This is a genomic window from Deltaproteobacteria bacterium HGW-Deltaproteobacteria-18 (assembly GCA_002841885.1).
Lineage (GTDB): Bacteria > Desulfobacterota > Desulfovibrionia > Desulfovibrionales > Desulfomicrobiaceae > Desulfomicrobium.
The window spans coordinates 131,289-148,684 of sequence record PHBE01000008.1 but is presented as its reverse complement, the minus strand read 5'-3'; the positions used below and the strand labels follow the sequence as shown (position 1 = coordinate 148,684).

General features: G+C 58.0%; 12 protein-coding genes. 5 read left to right on the top strand and 7 right to left on the bottom strand.

Annotation, left to right across the window (positions count from 1 at the left end; genetic code table 11):
* Positions 1–389: 389 nt before the first annotated feature.
* From CVU60_09235 to CVU60_09220, 4 genes are all read right to left on the bottom strand, one after another.
* Positions 390–1,172 (bottom strand): 1-(5-phosphoribosyl)-5-amino-4-imidazole-carboxylate carboxylase, encoded by a 783-nt coding sequence (locus CVU60_09235; protein PKN41927.1) that lies wholly within the window; start codon positions 1,170–1,172, stop codon positions 390–392.
* Positions 1,173–1,190: 18 nt separating this feature from the next.
* On the bottom strand, positions 1,191–2,003 hold the full coding sequence (locus tag CVU60_09230; GenBank protein ID PKN41926.1) for a TIGR00268 family protein: 813 nt from the start codon (positions 2,001–2,003) through the stop codon (positions 1,191–1,193).
* Complete coding sequence (locus CVU60_09225) at positions 2,000–3,337, bottom strand: TIGR00299 family protein (protein PKN41925.1); 1,338 nt, start codon at positions 3,335–3,337, stop codon at positions 2,000–2,002. Before CVU60_09225 ends, CVU60_09230 begins: the two co-directional genes overlap by 4 nt.
* A 132-nt stretch (positions 3,338–3,469) precedes the next feature.
* On the bottom strand, positions 3,470–4,675 hold the full coding sequence (locus CVU60_09220; GenBank protein PKN41924.1) for an aldo/keto reductase: 1,206 nt from the start codon (positions 4,673–4,675) through the stop codon (positions 3,470–3,472).
* 292 nt (positions 4,676–4,967) lie between these two features.
* On the opposite strand from CVU60_09220, the gene CVU60_09215 reads away from it, so the two are divergent.
* The gene (locus tag CVU60_09215) at positions 4,968–5,588 is read left to right on the top strand and encodes a hypothetical protein (GenBank protein ID PKN41923.1); all 621 of its coding nucleotides are present in this window, start codon (positions 4,968–4,970) and stop codon (positions 5,586–5,588) included.
* Positions 5,589–5,702: 114 nt separating this feature from the next.
* Here the strand turns inward: CVU60_09215 and CVU60_09210 are convergent, their stop codons facing one another.
* Entirely contained in the window at positions 5,703–6,170 is a 468-nt protein-coding gene (locus tag CVU60_09210) for a hypothetical protein (GenBank protein ID PKN41922.1), read from the bottom strand.
* Positions 6,171–6,204: 34 nt separating this feature from the next.
* Between CVU60_09210 and CVU60_09205 the strand changes: the two genes are divergently transcribed.
* Positions 6,205–6,414: a hypothetical protein gene (locus tag CVU60_09205; GenBank protein PKN41921.1), complete on the top strand. Its 210-nt coding sequence runs from the start codon at positions 6,205–6,207 to the stop codon at positions 6,412–6,414.
* 32 nt (positions 6,415–6,446) lie between these two features.
* Here CVU60_09205 and CVU60_09200 read toward each other — a convergent pair whose 3' ends face one another.
* Positions 6,447–10,139: a hypothetical protein gene (locus CVU60_09200; GenBank protein PKN41935.1), complete on the bottom strand. Its 3,693-nt coding sequence runs from the start codon at positions 10,137–10,139 to the stop codon at positions 6,447–6,449.
* Between CVU60_09200 and CVU60_09195 the strand changes: the two genes are divergently transcribed.
* Genes CVU60_09195 through CVU60_09185 form a run of 3 tightly spaced genes read left to right on the top strand, consistent with a single transcriptional unit; the run spans position 10,038 to position 15,093 of the window.
* Entirely contained in the window at positions 10,038–13,469 is a 3,432-nt protein-coding gene (locus CVU60_09195; GenBank protein ID PKN41920.1) for a hypothetical protein, read from the top strand. The genes CVU60_09200 and CVU60_09195 overlap by 102 nt on opposite strands.
* Positions 13,469–14,458 carry a hypothetical protein gene (locus CVU60_09190; protein PKN41919.1) on the top strand — a complete coding sequence of 330 codons (990 nt, stop codon included), beginning with the start codon at positions 13,469–13,471 and terminating at the stop codon, positions 14,456–14,458. The genes CVU60_09195 and CVU60_09190 overlap by 1 nt, the downstream gene beginning before the upstream one ends.
* 56 nt (positions 14,459–14,514) lie before the next feature.
* Positions 14,515–15,093, top strand: a complete 579-nt coding sequence (locus CVU60_09185; protein ID PKN41918.1) for a protease — start codon at positions 14,515–14,517, stop codon at positions 15,091–15,093.
* A 64-nt stretch (positions 15,094–15,157) separates the two neighbouring features.
* On the opposite strand, the gene CVU60_09180 is transcribed toward CVU60_09185, so the two are convergent.
* On the bottom strand, positions 15,158–17,179 hold the full coding sequence (locus tag CVU60_09180; GenBank protein PKN41917.1) for a chemotaxis protein: 2,022 nt from the start codon (positions 17,177–17,179) through the stop codon (positions 15,158–15,160).
* Between the last annotated feature and the right edge of the window lie 217 nt (positions 17,180–17,396).

The following is a 17,396-nucleotide window of genomic DNA, read 5'->3' as shown; positions in this document are numbered from 1 at the left end:
TCTTCGTCATTCTCTGCTCCCTAATCATTTGCGTTTGAAGGGGTCGGGACTAGCAGAGTTCCCACCTAAAGGCTTGTGCAAATTTCTGGGGCCACTTCTGCCATCCGGCAACGGGTGGCTTTTTCATTAGGTCCTCGTAGGTTTGATACGGCATCCTGCAATGGGAATATCTATGACAAAAGAAGCATTTGCCGTTAGTGCAACTTTTCTTGTAGCGAGACTTCGAAAATGAATTCGTAGTCGAAGGATGAAAAGCAATCGAGGCGAGGCCTAATTTTCGTCAAGAGCGTATCTAACCCGCGGCTTTTACTTTTGCAGGGTCATTCGCATCATACGCTTCTTTTCGGAGGACAGAGGCGAACGTGGAAAAATCAAGATTCAAGATCTGATCAGAGGCGTTGAACGCCCTCGACAGGCAAGCTGACAAGATTGCAGATCCTGCAGGCTGCACAGGCTGCGCCATACCCATTGTCTATATTTACCACTGTCACCCCGCTGGCGCAGGAATTGAGCATGCACAGCAGAGCTGAAAACCCCGACAGGGAGGCGCCGTACCCTATCGATGTCGGCACGGCTACCACGGGACGTGAGACCAACCCTCCGACCACGCTGGCCAGGGCGCCTTCCATGCCAGCCACGACAATCACCACTTCGGCCCGCCGGATGTCTTCGAGCCTGTCGAACAGGCGGTGGATGCCGGCCACCCCGACATCGGAAAATACACGTGCCTGCGTACCAAACATCTCGCAGGTCACTCTGGCCTCCTCGGCAACGGGCAGGTCGGATGTCCCGGCGGTGACGATGGCCACCACCCCGGGTTTGGGGATTATGTCCTTACATGTGCTGGCCAAGGTTCGTCCGAGCGCGTTGTGCCGCACATGCGGACAGCGGCGCAGCACGTACGCGGCCATCTCCGGCGACACTCGCGTGGCCAGGACGTTGGCCTCGCCCTCCAGGCGCTCAAAGATGTCGCCGACCTGCTCTGCCGTCTTGCCCTCGGCGTAGACCACTTCCGGAAAGCCGTTGCGCTTGACGCGGTGCATGTCGAACTTGGTATGCCCAAGATCGATATAGCCCTTGTCCTGCAGGCGGCCCGCAGCCTGCGCCACATCCAGTTCGCCCCGCTGCACGGCGGCGAGAATATCCAGTATCATTTCATGATTCATGTTCATTCTACCATCCCAGTCTTATTATGAGTGCGCTTCGGAAGCGTTGAAACTTCCCCGGCGGTAACCCGCCAGATCAACCGTCACATGCGTATACCCCAACTCCCGCAGTCCGGCCGCAACTCCCTGCTCCACTCCGACCCGAACCAGATCCTGGACGCTCCCGGCAGGCACCTCGATTCGGGCCAGATCGCCATGGTCACGCACCCGCACATCGGAGAAGCCCAGGTCGTGCAGCAAGGCCTCGGCAGCTTCGAGACGTCGCAGACGGGACATCGAGATATCCGTTCCGTGGGGGAAACGTGTCAGCAAACAGGCCTGGGCCGGCTTGTCCCATGTGTCCAGGCCGCGCAGACGGGACAGTTCTCGCACGGCGGCCTTGTCCAAGCCTGCCAGCAGCAACGGACTGCGGACGCCCAATTCGCTCACTGCCCTCATGCCCGGGCGATGATCGCCCAGGTCATCGGCATTGCTGCCCTCGATGATGTGCACGAAGCCTTGATCGGCCCCCAGAGCCTGAAGCCGCTCCAGCAGACGACGTTTGCACACATAGCAACGCTCCAGCGGATTGCTTCGCAGCTCGTCGGGAAACGGGACATCGATCACTTCATGCCGTGCCCCGAGAGCGACCGCCAGGCGCTTGGCGTCACGAATCTCGCTTTGCGGCACATAGGGCGTGGCCAGGGTCGCGGCCAACACCCGAGTCGGCCCCAAAGACTGCAAGCAGGCATCGAGCAGCAGCGTGCTGTCCACGCCCCCGGAAAAGGCCACCACGGCCGATCCAAGCGGCCGTATCTCCGCCAGCAAGCGCTCGTAAACGTCGATATGGCCGGTCATCGGCTTTCGCCCCGGTCCCAGACGATACGCGCGCATACTTCGATCAGGGGAATGCCGTGCCGAACGGACAGCCTGCGGCAGTCCTCCAGTTCCGGCTTGGAGCGGACGATCTTGCCGCCCAGCAGGGCGTGCTTGAAAGTCACCGGACCAAGGGGCGTTTCGACCTTCTCGAAGGCGATTTCGAGCACAGATTTGCTGACCGGGAGACTCTTGACCCCCAGCGTCGTGGTCTGGCTGAATACGAGGTTCGTGAAGCGGGCCTCATCCTTTTTCGCGCACAGGAGCGACAGGCATGTGGCCGGACGGTTCTTCTTCATCTGGATCGGCGTGAAATGGACGTCCATGGCGCCTGCGGCCATGAGATCTTCCATGACCACGCCGAGCATTTCGCCCGTCATGTCGTCGATGTTGCACTGCAGCAGGCAGGCGTCTTGACGTGTCCAGGCTTCCGGACCGTCCTCGACACGGGCCAGGTGAACCCGCAGCACGTTGGGGATGTCCGAATGCCGGTGCCCGATGCCATAAGCGGTCCTGTCCGTGACCATACGCGGCGAGTCCGTGAACCTGTCCACCAGGGCCGCGAGAATGGCCGCGCCCGTCGGGGTGGTCGTCTCCTGACGCACGGACCCGCGCGTGGTCGGCACACCATGCAGAATTTCCACCGTGGCCGGTGCCGGGACAGGGATCATACCGTGGGCGCAACGCACGAAACCGCCGCCCAGCTCCACCGACGAGGCCCAGACCGCGTCCACATCGAGACGATGGAAGCAGATGGCCGCGCCGACGATGTCCACGATGGAGTCGGTGGCGCCCACCTCGTGGAAATGGACTTCCTCGATCGCCTTCCCATGGACCTTGGCCTCGGCTTCGGCCACCCGGCGAAAAATGGCCAAGCTCGTCTCCTTGACCTCCGCGTCCAGGGAACTTCCCCGGATAATGGCCTCGATGTTCGCAAGATTGCGATGCTCACCGTGCGGATTACCATTTTTATGCGCATTGCCGTGATCATGTCCGCACTCATGACTGGCGTCACCATGGTGATGCCCGTGATTGTCTTTGTCGTGCCCATGATGATGGCCGGCGTGGGGCGTATTGCCGTGGATATGGTCGTCATGCCGGTGCTCGTCGCCGCCGTTCTTCAGGACCACGTCCACCCGCGTGCCGTGGATGCCGTGGCGGGAGTCTGCGGTAACGACCAACTCAAACTCATGCTCCAGCCCGAGCTTGGAGAGTTCGGAGCGCAGATATTCGGGTTCCACGCCCAGATCGATCATGGCGGCCAGGTTCATGTCACCGCTCGCGCCGGCGAAACAGTCGTAATAGAGTATGTTCATTGATTGATGCGCTCTTCGCGCCTGTTTTGGGTTTCCGTGACCGTGTCACGACCGCGGTGAGAAGGTTGTTCGTGCTTGAAATTGATCCCGGCCGGGACAACGCGTCCGAGGGCACGTCGTCCCGGCCAAGGGCTACTTGAGTTTGGTCTTGAAGTGGTTCCTGATCGCGTCCACCCGCGTCTGAAAGTCAGGGCCTTCCATCTCGGCGGCGACCCGTTCCAGAACTTCCGGAATAGCGATTTGCTGTGGGCATTTTTCCCGACATTCACCGCAAGCCACGCATTGCGAGGCGAATCCGGGCTCGGCTTTGCTGGTCACGCCGCCCGCAAAGGCGATGTAGAGGTATTTCGCCTCCTCCGCGTTCCCGAACATGTGCATCTTGTTGAAGAAGTCGAAACACTTGGGAATTTGGACACCCATTGGGCAGGGCATGCAGTAGGCGCAACCCGTGCATCCGACCTGCATCAGTTCCTGATACGTGATCCGCACCCGATCGACCAAATCCAGCTCCTCCCCGGTCAGGGAAGCGGCATGAGCCTGGCTGGCGATGGCCAGGTTTTGCTCCACATGGGCCTCTTCGTTCATGCCCGACAGGACCACCGTGACCTCCGGATGATTCCAGACCCAGCGCAGGGCCCATTCCACCGGAGAACGCCTGATGCTGGCTTCGCCCCAGATTTCGGCCACGGCCGGAGGCGGGGTTGGCAGGGCCAAGTTGCCCCCGCGCAGGGGCTCCATGATGATCACGCCGATATCCTTGGACGCGGCATATTTCAGACCTTGCGTTCCGGCTTGAAATTCCTGGTCCATGAAGTTGTATTGGATCTGGCAGAACACCCAGGGATAGGCATCGACGATGCGGTTGAAATCCTCGGGCAGCCCGTGAAAGGAAAAACCGGCGTTGACGATGCGCCCGTCCTTTTTGGCCTGATCAAGGAATTCACGGATGCCGAGAGGCTCAATGCCGTCCCATGAAGTCCCATCCAGGGCGTGGACCAGGTAATAGTCGATATGGTCCGTCCCCAACCGTTCCAGTTGGGCGTTCAGATAGCGGTCCATGTCCTCGCGGCTGCTGACCAGCCAGGTCGGCAGCTTGGTGGCGACCTGGACCCGCTCACGATATCCGTCCTGCAGGGCCTTGCCAAGCAGCGGCTCGCTCTGCCCTCCAAGGTAGGGCCAGGCCGTGTCCACGTAATTCACCCCGTTGTCGATGGCGCCACGAATCTGGGCGATGGCTCGCGCCTCGTCGATCTTCCCGTCAACCATGGGCAGGCGCATGCACCCAAAGCCCAGGATGGATAGCTCATCGCCGTTTTTCGGCATTTTTCTGTACAGCATCACACGCTCCTCGCATTTGAATTTGATTCGCCCTTTGTATCAGGGCCGTCCCGGTACCGTGATTGCCCCTGTACCCGGCTCGGCTGGTAACCTTGCAACCGCCCGGCCGCAACTGTTCAACCGTGCAGGCCAAAGACCTAGTCCCCACGTCGTGCGAAATGAAGACACAATCCTCTTGATTTATTGTCCGATTCTCCAGTTCGTCTGTTGGAAACATGATCTCTTCATCCCCAAGGACGTTTTTTCTCCTGAAACGGCCTCCCGGAGAATCGGGCAAGAATTCCGGAGGATCATGTCTGGCTTCCGTTTCCGGGCACGGCTAGAAGTCCACCTGAAGGATGGATTGGACATGGTCGACAGCAGCCTGCCCTTCTCCCGCGTGCAGCAGGCAGGCCGGGGCATGGCCGTCGGCAAGCTGAGCGTGCCGCTGCTCAATGCCTTTGAGCGCCTCATCGACCTGTTCGATGTGCCGAGCGACATCCCGGTCCTTGCACCGCTCGTACAGCGTGAAATCCTGTACCGCATGCTGATGAGCGATCAGGGACCGCGCTTGCGGCAGATCGCCACGGCCGGCAGTCACAGTCATCAGATCGCCCGTACGCTGGATTGGCTGAGATATAATTTCAGCAAGCCACTCAAGGTTGATGAACTTGCATCATTCGCCGGCATGAGCACATCCACGTTTCACCACCATTTCCGGACCATGACGGCCATGAGCCCGCTGCAGTACCAGAAATGGATGCGCCTGCACGAAGCCCGGCGGCTCATGCTGACGGAACATCAGGACGCCACCAGCGCGGCATTCCAGGTCGGCTACGAGAACCCGTCCCAGTTCAGCCGCGAGTACAGCCGTCTTTTCGGGGCGCCACCATTGCGGGACATCAAAAATTTGCAGCGGATTTCTGAAAACTGACAAGTTAGCCAAGTGCCAAGTGCGAGTGAAAGATCGAGGCGCAGTGGGAATTTTTTTTTTATTTTCTTCCGTCATGTTGGAACACTTTTCCAGCCCTGCCTTGCAAAGCCGCCATCAGGGCATCGTGCAGGTCACAAAACTACGAATCCTGCTCATGACATCGGCAAGTTGCGGCGTGTCCACGCCTTTTGCTTCCGGGGCATCCCAAATCTTATTGTTGGAAGCGATATCCTCTACCTCGCAAAACAACGTGTGAATCCCTCGTGCATCGAAAAACACTCCTTTTCGGCGATAAAGTGTCTCGATGTGCACGAGGATCTGAACGGCCCTAGGTATCTCGCTCAGAAACAATTGCGGGTCTTCGTTCTTTGCTTCGCCGGAGAAGATCTCCAAGGTGTTCAGCAATTCCCTCTTGTAGAATGCGATCGCAATGTCGATCTGCTCCGTCGTGGCTTCCTCTTCCCCATGCTCACGCTCTCGCAAAAGCAACAGATAACGCAAACCTGCCAAAACGATTGCAGCACCAACTGCAACGATAATCCAGATTTCCACAGCCAGACCCTCGAACTTGAAGTTTTTCATTTCGGCCCGAACTACACCCGGAATCCGTGCGTCAATGACGGCACGCGATCAGGAATCACCGGACTGCTCCGCATGTCGCATTCGCCATGCGGAGCAGTCCGGGTTTCATATCCTACGGCTCTTACGGATTTCTTACCTGTTTGAATCTGACATGAAAATCAGGATCGGGAAGATGGGCAAAGGGCTTGAACGGAGTGCGAGCGTGAATTTCAATGACGAGAACAAGGATCGCTACAGTAAATAGACGCGTTGCGCAGAATGTTCAGGGAACGAAATTCAAGCTGTGAAAATCTTATCTATGATGTCTGAAATTTCTTCGCCGAAATAGCCTTCTTCCTCAAGCAGGCTTCGATAGCGCCGCAGGCCATCGAAGGCCTCTTGAGGTCGTTTCATTCCTGTTAAAAGATTGTAGCGCCGGCGTTGAAAGGCCTCGCTTGCCGGAGCCAGGGCCAGGCCGGAATTGACGATTTCCAGGGCCTTGACGGTGTTTCCGCAGCGCGACTGCAGGTCCGCCCAGACGCGGAACGCCTCCAGGATCTTTTCGCGGCCATGCAGGGGGAAAGGCTCAAGGCCTGGGCTCCCGGCGTCGGGAGGGAAAAGCCCGGACATCGCATCGAAGAAGCCGCAAGCCTGCCAGGGTTTGCCCTGCCGGGCCAGGTCCAGGCCTTCCCCGGCGTGGCCCATGGCAACCACTGAGGCGACGCGGCAATGGCAGAGCGCGAGCATGCCGTTCTTCGTCAACAGGTACGCCTTCCCGCGATCCTGCCCGAAGGCCCCCGTGATGGCCGCGCGCAAGCGCGACAGGGCCGTGTCGAAGGTGATCCGGGATTTTTCCATGGAGCTGTCGGGCCAGAGGGTCTGGGCGATCTCCTCCACCGGCATGACGTGCCTCGGGCGCGCCGCGAGCAGCGCCAGGAGTTCCCGAGATCGCGGCCCGATGCTGTCACCGGAAAGCTCGTCTCCGCCGCAACGAAGATGCAGCCCGGCGATGTCGTCGATGAAGAGCAGCGACATCATACTTCCGTCGGGTAATATGTCCGCGTCCAGGTGCGTCCGGGCCAGTTTTTGGACAAAACCCGAATCGAACCTGCCACGCATGGCCGTCCCCAGGATTTCGGGCAGGATGCTGCCGCTAAGGCCAAAGAAATGCACGTTGCCGGAGGCGCGCATGGTCTCCAGGCAACGCCCGGTTTCTTCCAGCGCATCGGCCGCCCTGCCCTGACGCAGACAGTGTGCGGCCAAGTAGAAATACGCGCCGGCACGGTTGTAGTGTTCGCCCATTTCCAGGGTGAGCGCCAGGCCCCGTCGAAGCATCCGCTCCCCTGTCCTGCGCAAAGGCGTCATGGTCAGGGCTGCCCCCAGCAGGATTCTGTTCAGAGCAAGGAAATAGCGTTTGGGGACCCGGGCACGCATGCGCAGGGATTTGCGGACAATGTCCATCAGCCCATCCGTTTGGCCGCAATGAGCCATGGCAAGCGCCTTGTAGTGCAGGAACTGGCTCAAAAGATGCGGCTGGTTTTCGGCACGAGGGTCGGCGATCAGCTTTTCCGCCATGGCCAGGGCATCGAAACAGGCTCCCCGGGCCATCAGCACGTCCATGTCCCATACGCCAAGAAATCCGTTGATGTAGGAACTCTCGAGAACCTCTCTGTGCCGAAGGAGCATTTCCTCTTTTTCAGCCCGGTAGCTTTCAAAACGGCCAGCCATTTCGACGACATTCAGATGGAGGGTTTCGAGCTGGAAACGGTCATACCCTGAAAACGATGTGTCGTTCCGGACAAAAAAGAAATCTTCAAATCTGTCCAGGACATGAAGCATGCAGCCAGCGACGCAGTCAACAAAGACGTTGGCCATGAAAGCGGGATAACATTTGCGGTTGGACCCGGACCCGGCGTGCAGCGCCGTGGCTGCAGTCGCGAACTCACGTGCCCTGGCCAGCATCCCATAAACATAAGAAAACATGGAAGATATTGCGCAGGCACACTGAATCGCCGCCTGAACGGGCAGTTTCGTGGCGCTCGTACTGAAAAGATCCGCAGCTCGTGCCAAAATGACGGGCAGTTCTTCCAGACGACTGCCGATGATCAGGTGATGGTTGAGGATTCCGCACAACGACAGCAGCTCCGACACGTCATTGCCGTCCCGGGCCGCAGCCTTGGCGGCCTTGCCCAGCAAGGGTGCCGCTTCCCCGTCACATCCGGCCAGGCGGGCCAAACCCTCAAGGAGGAGAATGGTGCCACTCTCGCGGACAAGGCTATCAGGAACATGTCCGACCAGGGCAAGAACCGTCCCGATCTTGTTATCTGCCATCAGTCCAAGTCCGCACGAGCCCAGAGCTTCCTCCAGTGCGGCCCAGTCCTTGGATCTGGCGAGGCAGTGCAGCGCGATCTCGTCCTCGCCTCTGGAGCGGTGCCAAGCGGCGGCGGACTTGAGAAAATTCGATCTTTGAGCTTCGGAAACGAGCGTTTCAGCCCGTTTGCGCAAGAACCCCTGGAAGAGGTTGTGGAACTCGAAATGCCGCTCCCCCCGGCGCAAGTCCGAACGGACGAAGAAATTGATGTCGGCGAGTTCATCCAGCACTTCCAGGAGGTCTGCTTCCACCAGGTGCGAAATCAATCCGGCCGGCATCACCGGCAGGAGCCCGAGCATGGCGAAGCGCCCCCCTGCCTCACCGGAAAAACTGATGAGCCGGGGCTGTCTGGCGAAAAATGCTTCCAGGGAATCGGCGTCGCCAAGTTTTTGCAACCGCGCGTGATCGGCCGGGTCGTCGCGCAACAGGCTCAGACCCGCCGCCCACCCTTCAGTAGCCTCCTGGAGGGTGTTGACCATGGCGGCATCTACCGGAACTCCGTAATGCCGATTGTAGAGAGCGGCGATTTCCTCACGGTTGAAGGCCAGAAGCTCATTGTCGATGACGAGGCAGTCCTTGCGGGGGAAGAGGGGACGCCCCCCGTGCAGGACCGGGTAGCGGGACACCAGGACGAAGCGGACATGGTCGCAGGTTGCCGCCGCGAGGCGCTGCAGCAGCAGGCATGACAGGGATTCCCCGAACTCGTGGGCGTCGTCGAAGACGAGGACGAGCCCCGGGCGGGCATTGAGCTCATCGGCCAGGAACACGGCCGCCTTTTCCGGCACCTCCGCAGGAAGCATCTGCGACCGCAGCAGGCCACGCAGCTCTTCGAGGCGCTCTCGCGGGAGCCCCTCGCCGATGACGCCGAGCACTTCGGCGTACAGGACCGATGGGTCGCGATGGCGGTCCTGGCAGCTCACCCAGAAAAAGGGTCGTTCGCCGTCGGCCTCGTACTGCGAAACAAGCACCGTCTTGCCCTGTCCCGCCCTGGCTTCAACCAGGAGCACTCGACTGGCGGACTCGTCGAACAGTCGGCAATGCTTCAGGGCTTCGCGTCTGGGAAGAAGTTTCACAAGTATTCCTGAGCCTGACGGCAGCAAGGGTTCATGGACATGTTGAGTGGCATGTACCCCGTCCGGAAAAACGGGAAAATCGTCCATTTTGTCCATACTGCCCGGCATTGATCCCACCCAGGAACGATTCTTCAATGGTGACCCCAATGTCAAGAGCAGACGAGAATGAACGCTATTGTATGACATTGCGTTCATGAACGATGCGAAAAAAATTTTGTATGACAATCTTTTTCTTTTAATCATAGGATGGATCATTTTAAGAAAAAAATTTGCTCCGTTACTGATCTTGCAGCGAAAACAAGATTGAGCATTGTTTAAATTCTGTCGTCCATGGGCTAACTTAGCACATGTGAGGCTTGGATTTCTCGCACATGCTCTGCGCCAGAGAGGCTTGGATGCATTTTTGAAGATTTTATCGCATGTTTTGAATTTCAGGAGGTAGGCATGGATCGTAACGGCATCGGCGGAAAGTTGAGACTTTATCGCCAGTTGCGCAACATGACTCAGGAAAGCCTTTCCGAAGTCATCGGCGTTACGAAGCAGCATCTGGGCCAGATCGAACGTGGGCAATGCAATCCGTCGCTTGATTTTTTATCCAATGCCGCCTCTGCCCTGAACATGCATGTCTCAAGCTTTTTCCTCGGCAACAGCCATGACCCCATCATGGACGACGCCTCTTCACCTTCAGAAGGCGACGGAAGCGTCCGGCCATTTTCTGCGTGCGGACTGTGGATGATCTCCGGACCCGGGGGTAAGAATGTCTGGTCCAAATCCCTGTGCAGAATGCTTGGACATGCGTCCGTGCGGGTTCCGTCTCTGACCCAATTCTCCAAACACCTCACCGCCGACGGGGCAGAATCATTCCGGACCTTTTTCGCGCAGGTCCTCAATGGCAACATCCCTGAATCATTGATCATCGCGGTAACCCGCAAAGATGGCGTGCAACGCAGGGTCCAGGCCGTGGCGGAAATTCTGAGCGAAGGCAACGGGACAGCACAGACGGCATGCATTGTATTCTGGGATATGACTGAGTGGATAGAGACCCGTCGAATCTTCCAGTACACACAGCAGGAACTCAACGAAACCATCCGTGACAGAACCGCGGCTCTGACCAGTGCCGTATCCAACGCCAATCGGGAACTCGAACTGCGTCAGGATGCGGAACGTGCAATGCAACAGGCGCACAACAATCTGAGCCGACTGGTCCAGACCATCCCGGTCATCGTCTATTCCCGAAACTTCGAAGGCTCCACGACTCACTATTGCTCGCCCCAGGCCCGTGAGGTCTTTGGTTACAATCCTGAGGAAACGGACACTACGAAAGGTTTCTGGACCGATCGAATCCATCCTGAAGATGCTGACATATACCAGGCCGCGATGGATCAGGCCTCGCGTTCAGGCTTTCTGGATGTCGAGTATCGCGCACTGGACGAGGCCGGAAAAGTGATGTGGCTTCACGACAAGGCGGTCATGACGGATGAGGGTGAGGGGCTGATCATGCATGGCGTGGCCACGGACATCACGCAGCAGAAGATGGAGATCGAGACCCGCAAGGCCTTGGAACGCAAGAGCAGACAGCTTGACACGATGCTACGCCTCATCTGTGACAACGTGCCGGACATGATCTGGGCCAAGGATCTGGAAAAAAAGTATATTTTTGCCAACAAGACTGTTTGCGAGACATTGCTCAGAGCCACCGATACAAGCGAGCCCATCGGCAAGACGGACCTGTTTTTTGCCCAGAGGGAACGTGCCAGGCATCCGGATAATCCGAACTGGCACAGCTTTGGTGAGATCTGTCGCGATACGGACCAGATCACCATCGATTCGGCATCAGCGCAACAGTTCGATGAATACGGCAACATCTCCGGGAAGTTCCTGTTTCTCGACGTACGCAAGGCCCCTCTTTTCGACGAGAACGGGGCCATGATCGGAACCGTCGGATCGGCCAGGGACGTCACCATCCAGAAGGGCATGGAAAAGGAGCTGGAGGCGGGAAATGTCGCTCTGCGCGCCATCCTCGACAGCATCCCGGCCGATATCTGTGTTTTGGATTTCGAGACTGACGAGGTTCTCTTCATGAACGCGTCCATGCGTGAAAGTTCGGGAAGATGCGATACGGGCCTTCCCAGCTTCCAGCATTTGCCCGACGACGCGGAAGGCTTGCGCACGGTCAGACCCGATTCCGGAGACAAAACGATTTCCTGGGAGGCCCTCGACCCTCTCACCGGAAAATGGAATCTGTATTTCGACAGGCCAGTGTCGTGGCTTGACGGACGTCCGGCCCGCATCCGCATCGCCATGGACATCTCCGCGCGCATGCAGGCACAAGGACTGTTGAAAAAAGCCGCCGAGGAGCGGCGAATACTGCTCGAAAACATCCAGACGCAGGTCTGGTATCTGACCGACGCGCAGACCTACGGCGCAGTGAACGGGGCTCATGCGGCCTTCGGAGGCCGGAACATCGAGGAGCTTGCCTACAGGAATATCTACGAAATCTTTCCTGTCGATGTGGCCGACATCTGTCGAAAAGGTAATGAACAGGTCTTTTCTTCAGGGCGTCCGATCCGTACCGAGGAGTGGCTGCCGCATTTTTCCGGTGAGAAAAGACTTGTCTCCATCTTCAAATCACCCAAGCTCCGTCCTGACGGAACCGTGGAATCCGTTGTCTGTTCGGCGGAGGACATCACCGATCGCTGGCAATCTGAAGAAGCCCTGAAAAAGGCCAAGGAAATGGCCGAGGAGGCCAGCAGGGTCAAGTCCAGCTTCCTGGCCAGCATGAGTCACGAAATCCGCACGCCGATCAACGGGGTCATGGGCATGCTCCAGCTTCTTCAGACTACGGATCTGAACTCGGATCAGGATTCGTTCGTGGACATGGCCGTGAGATCCTGCGACCGCCTGGTTCGCCTGCTCTCCGACATAATGGATTTTTCGCGCATCGAGGCTGGCAAGCTCACCATTCAGGCCGCACCGACGAGCCTTGAGGGCGTCTTCAGGCAGGTTCACGAACTGTTTGCGCCTTTTATCAAAGACAACAATGTGCATCTGAACTTCACCCTGGACCCGGCCTTGCCCGTCCGAGTCATCGGCGATGCGTACCGTTTGCAACAGATCCTCAACAATTTTGTGGACAACGCCTGCAAATTCACCTCTTCGGGCCACATATCCGTGCATGCTTGGAGACTGCCTGCCGTTGCCCCCGAAACGGTCCGGATCTATTTTGAGATTACGGACACTGGCATCGGGATCCCCGACCACGATCTGAAGCAACTCTTCGACCCGTTCATCCAGGTCAGCAGTGGATATATCCGCTCCCACAAAGGTGTCGGACTCGGCCTCTCCATTTGCAAACGTCTGGTGGAACTCATGGGGGGCTGCATGTCCGTGATCAGCGAAGCGGATAAGGGCACAACCTTCGTTTTTTCCCTTTCGTTTGCGATGGATCCGGCTCGTCGCCACCCCGGTGGAACCGATGAGCGAGAAACGGCCAACATCAAAGGAAGACGCATTCTGCTGGTGGAGGACGATCAGGTCAGCGCAGTGGCCCAGCGATCCCTGCTGAGCCGTCAGGGAGCCGAAGTGGTCCACGTTCGCAGTGGTCTGGAAGCTCTGGAGACCTTGCGAAGCAGGCCCTTCGATCTTGTGGTCATGGATGTGCAGATGCAGGACATGGACGGCATCGAGGCCACCATGCGCATCCGCAGGGGCGAGGCCGGAGAGACGGTCAGGGACATTCCGGTCATCGCTTTGACGGCTTGCGCCATGGCCGGCGACAGGGAGCGTTTCCTCGGCGTCGGAATGAACGGCTACGTGGCCAAGCCCATGGACATCCGCGAGATGCTCCGCGTCACGGGCGAGGTCATGCGGGGCTGATGCCGACGCCAAAGGGTGTCCTTGTCGACAATCCATCACTGCGACAAGGCGTAAATTCCGGTTCATGGCGACGACTCTCCATGAATTCGGCCCTTGAACCATCGACACTAAAGCCACCCGGATTCGGGTGGCTTTTTTTGGGCGTTCGAACGTGTCGAGCGTTTTGCTGGTCGCTGAAAACATTCATTGATACAGATAGATACGCAAAAATAAGCGCTTGCCGTAAGCACAGCCTTTCATGTAGCAAACGGAACATGGATTCATGGGCCAAGAACCTCTGGTCGCAAAAACTCGAAAAGGAAGACATGGAAAAGTTTGCAATCATCATCGTCGGTCATGGAAAACTTGCGACCGAACTCGTGAACGGCCTGGGCGGTCCGGCAATTTCCCGCGTGATCCCCTGGTCCGGGCGGGACACGTTCAAAGACGATCGATGCATGGTCGTGCATGCCGGTTCCGGACGTGAACTCAGCGATGTCATCGAATTCTGTTCCGCCACCGACTCCATCCTGCTCGACCTGTCCACGGGAGATTCCCGGCTTCCTGACACGGTCGCGTTCCCGGTGGTCATCTGCCCCAACGTGAACATGCAGATGCTCTCCTTCATGGCCATGATCAAACAGGCGGCCGGATATTTTCAAGGCCAGGACATCGAAATCACCGAGTCCCACCAGGCATCGAAAACCACCAAGCCCGGCACTGCCGTACACCTTGCGAAATCCCTGGGCGTGCCCGAGAACCGGATTCAATCCCTGAGGGATCCCAAAGTGCAGCGCGAGGTTCTTGGAATCCCCTCCCCGTTTTTGGATCGCCATGCGTACCATGAGATAGTGATCAAAAACCCGGAAGTAGCGATTCGGCTGGAAACGATGGTGCTTGGCAAATCGGCGTATGCCTCGGGTCTTGCCAAGGTTGTCGAGATTGTGTCCAAAAGCAACCTGGGCCCTGGATATCATGATGTTGTTGATCTACTGATCGACAACAATTAACGATTTCATGCGTATCAGACGCGAATTTGAACTCAGCCGCTGAAGGAGGCGCAAACATGTCCAAAAAAATACTGATGCTGGTTGGTGACTACGTCGAGGATTACGAGGTCATGGTCCCTTTTCAGGCCCTGACCATGCTCGGTTACGATGTCGAGGCGGTCTGCCCTGACAAGAAGGCCGGGGAGTTTGTGCGCACGTCCATCCACGATTTCGAGGGGGACCAGACATACAGTGAAAAGCGGGGCCACAACTTCACCCTGAACAAGGATTTCGATGCGGTGGTCTCGGCCGATTATGTCGGGCTGGTCGTTCCCGGCGGCCGCGCTCCGGAATACATCCGCCTCAATCCGCGAGTGCTTGAAATCGTGCGCGAGTTCGACTCGGCAGGAAAACCCATCGCGGCCATCTGCCACGGTCCGCTCGTTCTCGTCACGGCCGGGGTTCTCAAAGGCAAGAGCTGTGCGGCCTATCCCGCCTGCGGGCCGGACGTGACCTGTGCCGGCGGCAAGTACGCCGACATCGCCCTGGACAAGGCCCATGTGGACGGCAATCTCGTCACAGCTCCGGCCTGGCCCGCGCATCCGGACTGGATCGCTAAGTTCGCCGCGCTGCTTGGAGCCAGGATATCCATCTAGCGAGAAATAAAAAAGACTCTGAACAGACAGGCCCGGGAACCGATTCCCGGGCCTGCTTCGCGTTCTATATCCTGAACTGCCCCACCAGTCCCTTGAGCTGCTCCGCGAGTTTCGAGAGCTCTTCCGCGCTGGCCTGGACCTGTTCGCCGCCGGAACGGATGTCGCTGGTGATCGAGTCGACCGCGGTTATGTCCTGGGCGATGTCCCTGGACACTCCGGACATCTCCGAGGATCGTGAGGATGCGTCCTGAACGCCTGTCGTGGCCTGGTTGATGTTTGTGGCCACTTCCCGGGTGACGGCGGACTGCTCTTCGATGGCCGCAGCGATGGTTGTGACGATCTCGTTCACGTCGCTTATGACCTTGACGATCTGGCCGATATCCGTGACCGCGCTGCCCGTGGCGCTCTGGATTCCGTTGATCTTGGTCCTGATGTCGTTGGTGGCCTCGGCGGTCTTCAGAGCCAGATCCTTGATCTCGTTGGCCACAACGGCGAATCCCCGTCCCGCATCCCCGGCCCTGGCCGCCTCGATGGTGGCATTGAGGGCCAGAAGGTTGGTCTGTGACGATATCGCGGAGATCGTATCCGTGACCTTGCCGATTTCCTGCGCGGCAACTCCAAGTTCGCGCAGGATGCCCGCGAAATTGTCGACCTGATGGGCGGCGCTGTCGGTGGTTCCACGGGCGCGTTCGGTATTGCCTGCGATCTCCCCGATGGTGGAGGTCATCTCTTCCGTGGCCGCCGCCACCGATGACAGGTTGGTCGTGGTCTGCTCCATGCCTGCCGCGACGGAGGTGATGTTCGCGCTCATCTCTTCCGCCGCGGTAGCCACGGTGGAGGTCTTGGATGAGAGGGAGAGCACGCTTTGCGTCGTCTGCTTGCTCACCGCTGAAAGCTCCGTGGCCGAAGAGGCCACGGTCTGGGCATTGCCGCTTATTTCGGCGATTATGCGCTGGAGCTTTTCGACAAACGTGTTGAAATATTGTGCCAGAAGACCGATCTCATCCTGGCTTTCCACCGGGAGTCGCTTGGTCAGATCGCCTTCGCCCTCGGAGATGTCCCGCAGCAGGTCCACGCAGTTTTTGACCGGGAGCAGGATGGCCCGGCTGATCAGCAGGGCGATGACGATGCCGACGCCAAAAAAGATCGCAGAGGCAATGCCGATCATCCAGCGCATGCCATACACTTCCGCGAACACGTCATCCTGCATGGCCCCCACGGCAATGGACCAGCCATTGCCCTCGATGGGCGCGAACCCGAAGAAGCGATCCTTGCCCATGAACGGGTACTGCTCAAATCCGGACTCACCCTTGATCATGCGTTGAAGCATCGCGCCCAATGTGGCGAATGCGGGATCTTTCTTGCCCTCTTCGATGAAGTTGCGCTGATCAAGCACGAATTGACGGTTTCCGTGGGCGATGAGCACTCCTTTGTCATCGACTATGTATGAATACCCTGACGCTCCATACTTGATGTTGTCCGTGATCTCGCTCAGCAAGGTGGCGTCGAGGCGTGCGATCAGGACTCCCTTGATATCTCCGGCAAATCCCCGGATAGGAGTGGCGAGAATCAGGACCGGCGAATTGGTGACCCGACTGATGATGACATTGGAGAACAGGGATTTTCCAGCCATGGCTTCCTTGAAATATGTCCGGTCACCCAGGTCGGCCGTGCTGCCGTCGGGATACCTGGCCTGTCCGTTGGCATCGATGACGCCCATGCCCAGATATTTCATGCGCTCGGTTTCGCGTTCCAGAATCATCAGTTGCCGGTCCCAGTTCATGGATCGGATCACGTCTCGATTGGCGATCCCTTCGATGCCTACCAGATAGTAATCAAGACGGCTCCTGACCAAGCGCGCGCCGTCTTGGGCCATGAGCTGGATATTCTCCTGTACCTGGTTCAAGGCTGAACGCTTGGCCTGGTCATAGGCAATAAATCCAAGGCCGGCGCAGACCAGGATCAGCAAACCCATAAAACCGCCGATCAATTTGATGCGAATCGGGATCTTCTTCATCGTTTTCTCCGGACCATTAAGGTTGTTCAGTTCACGGTCACACCAACGCCATCCGGCAAAAGTCTTCATAGCTGCGTCCCGCAAGGGCTCCTCGAAAAGAGCTCAGCATCGCATTCATGACGCTTGTCATACACCTTGAAAAAAGGCGTTTTCAAACTCTAACCCAGATTTATCTCAAGATAAAGAGGGAGATGAGATTAAAACTGCTTTTCGGCGCAAAGGATGGAAATTTGATGGATGTGACATTGCGGCCCCCCAAATTTATTTTCCCCGCGAACTTATCGGC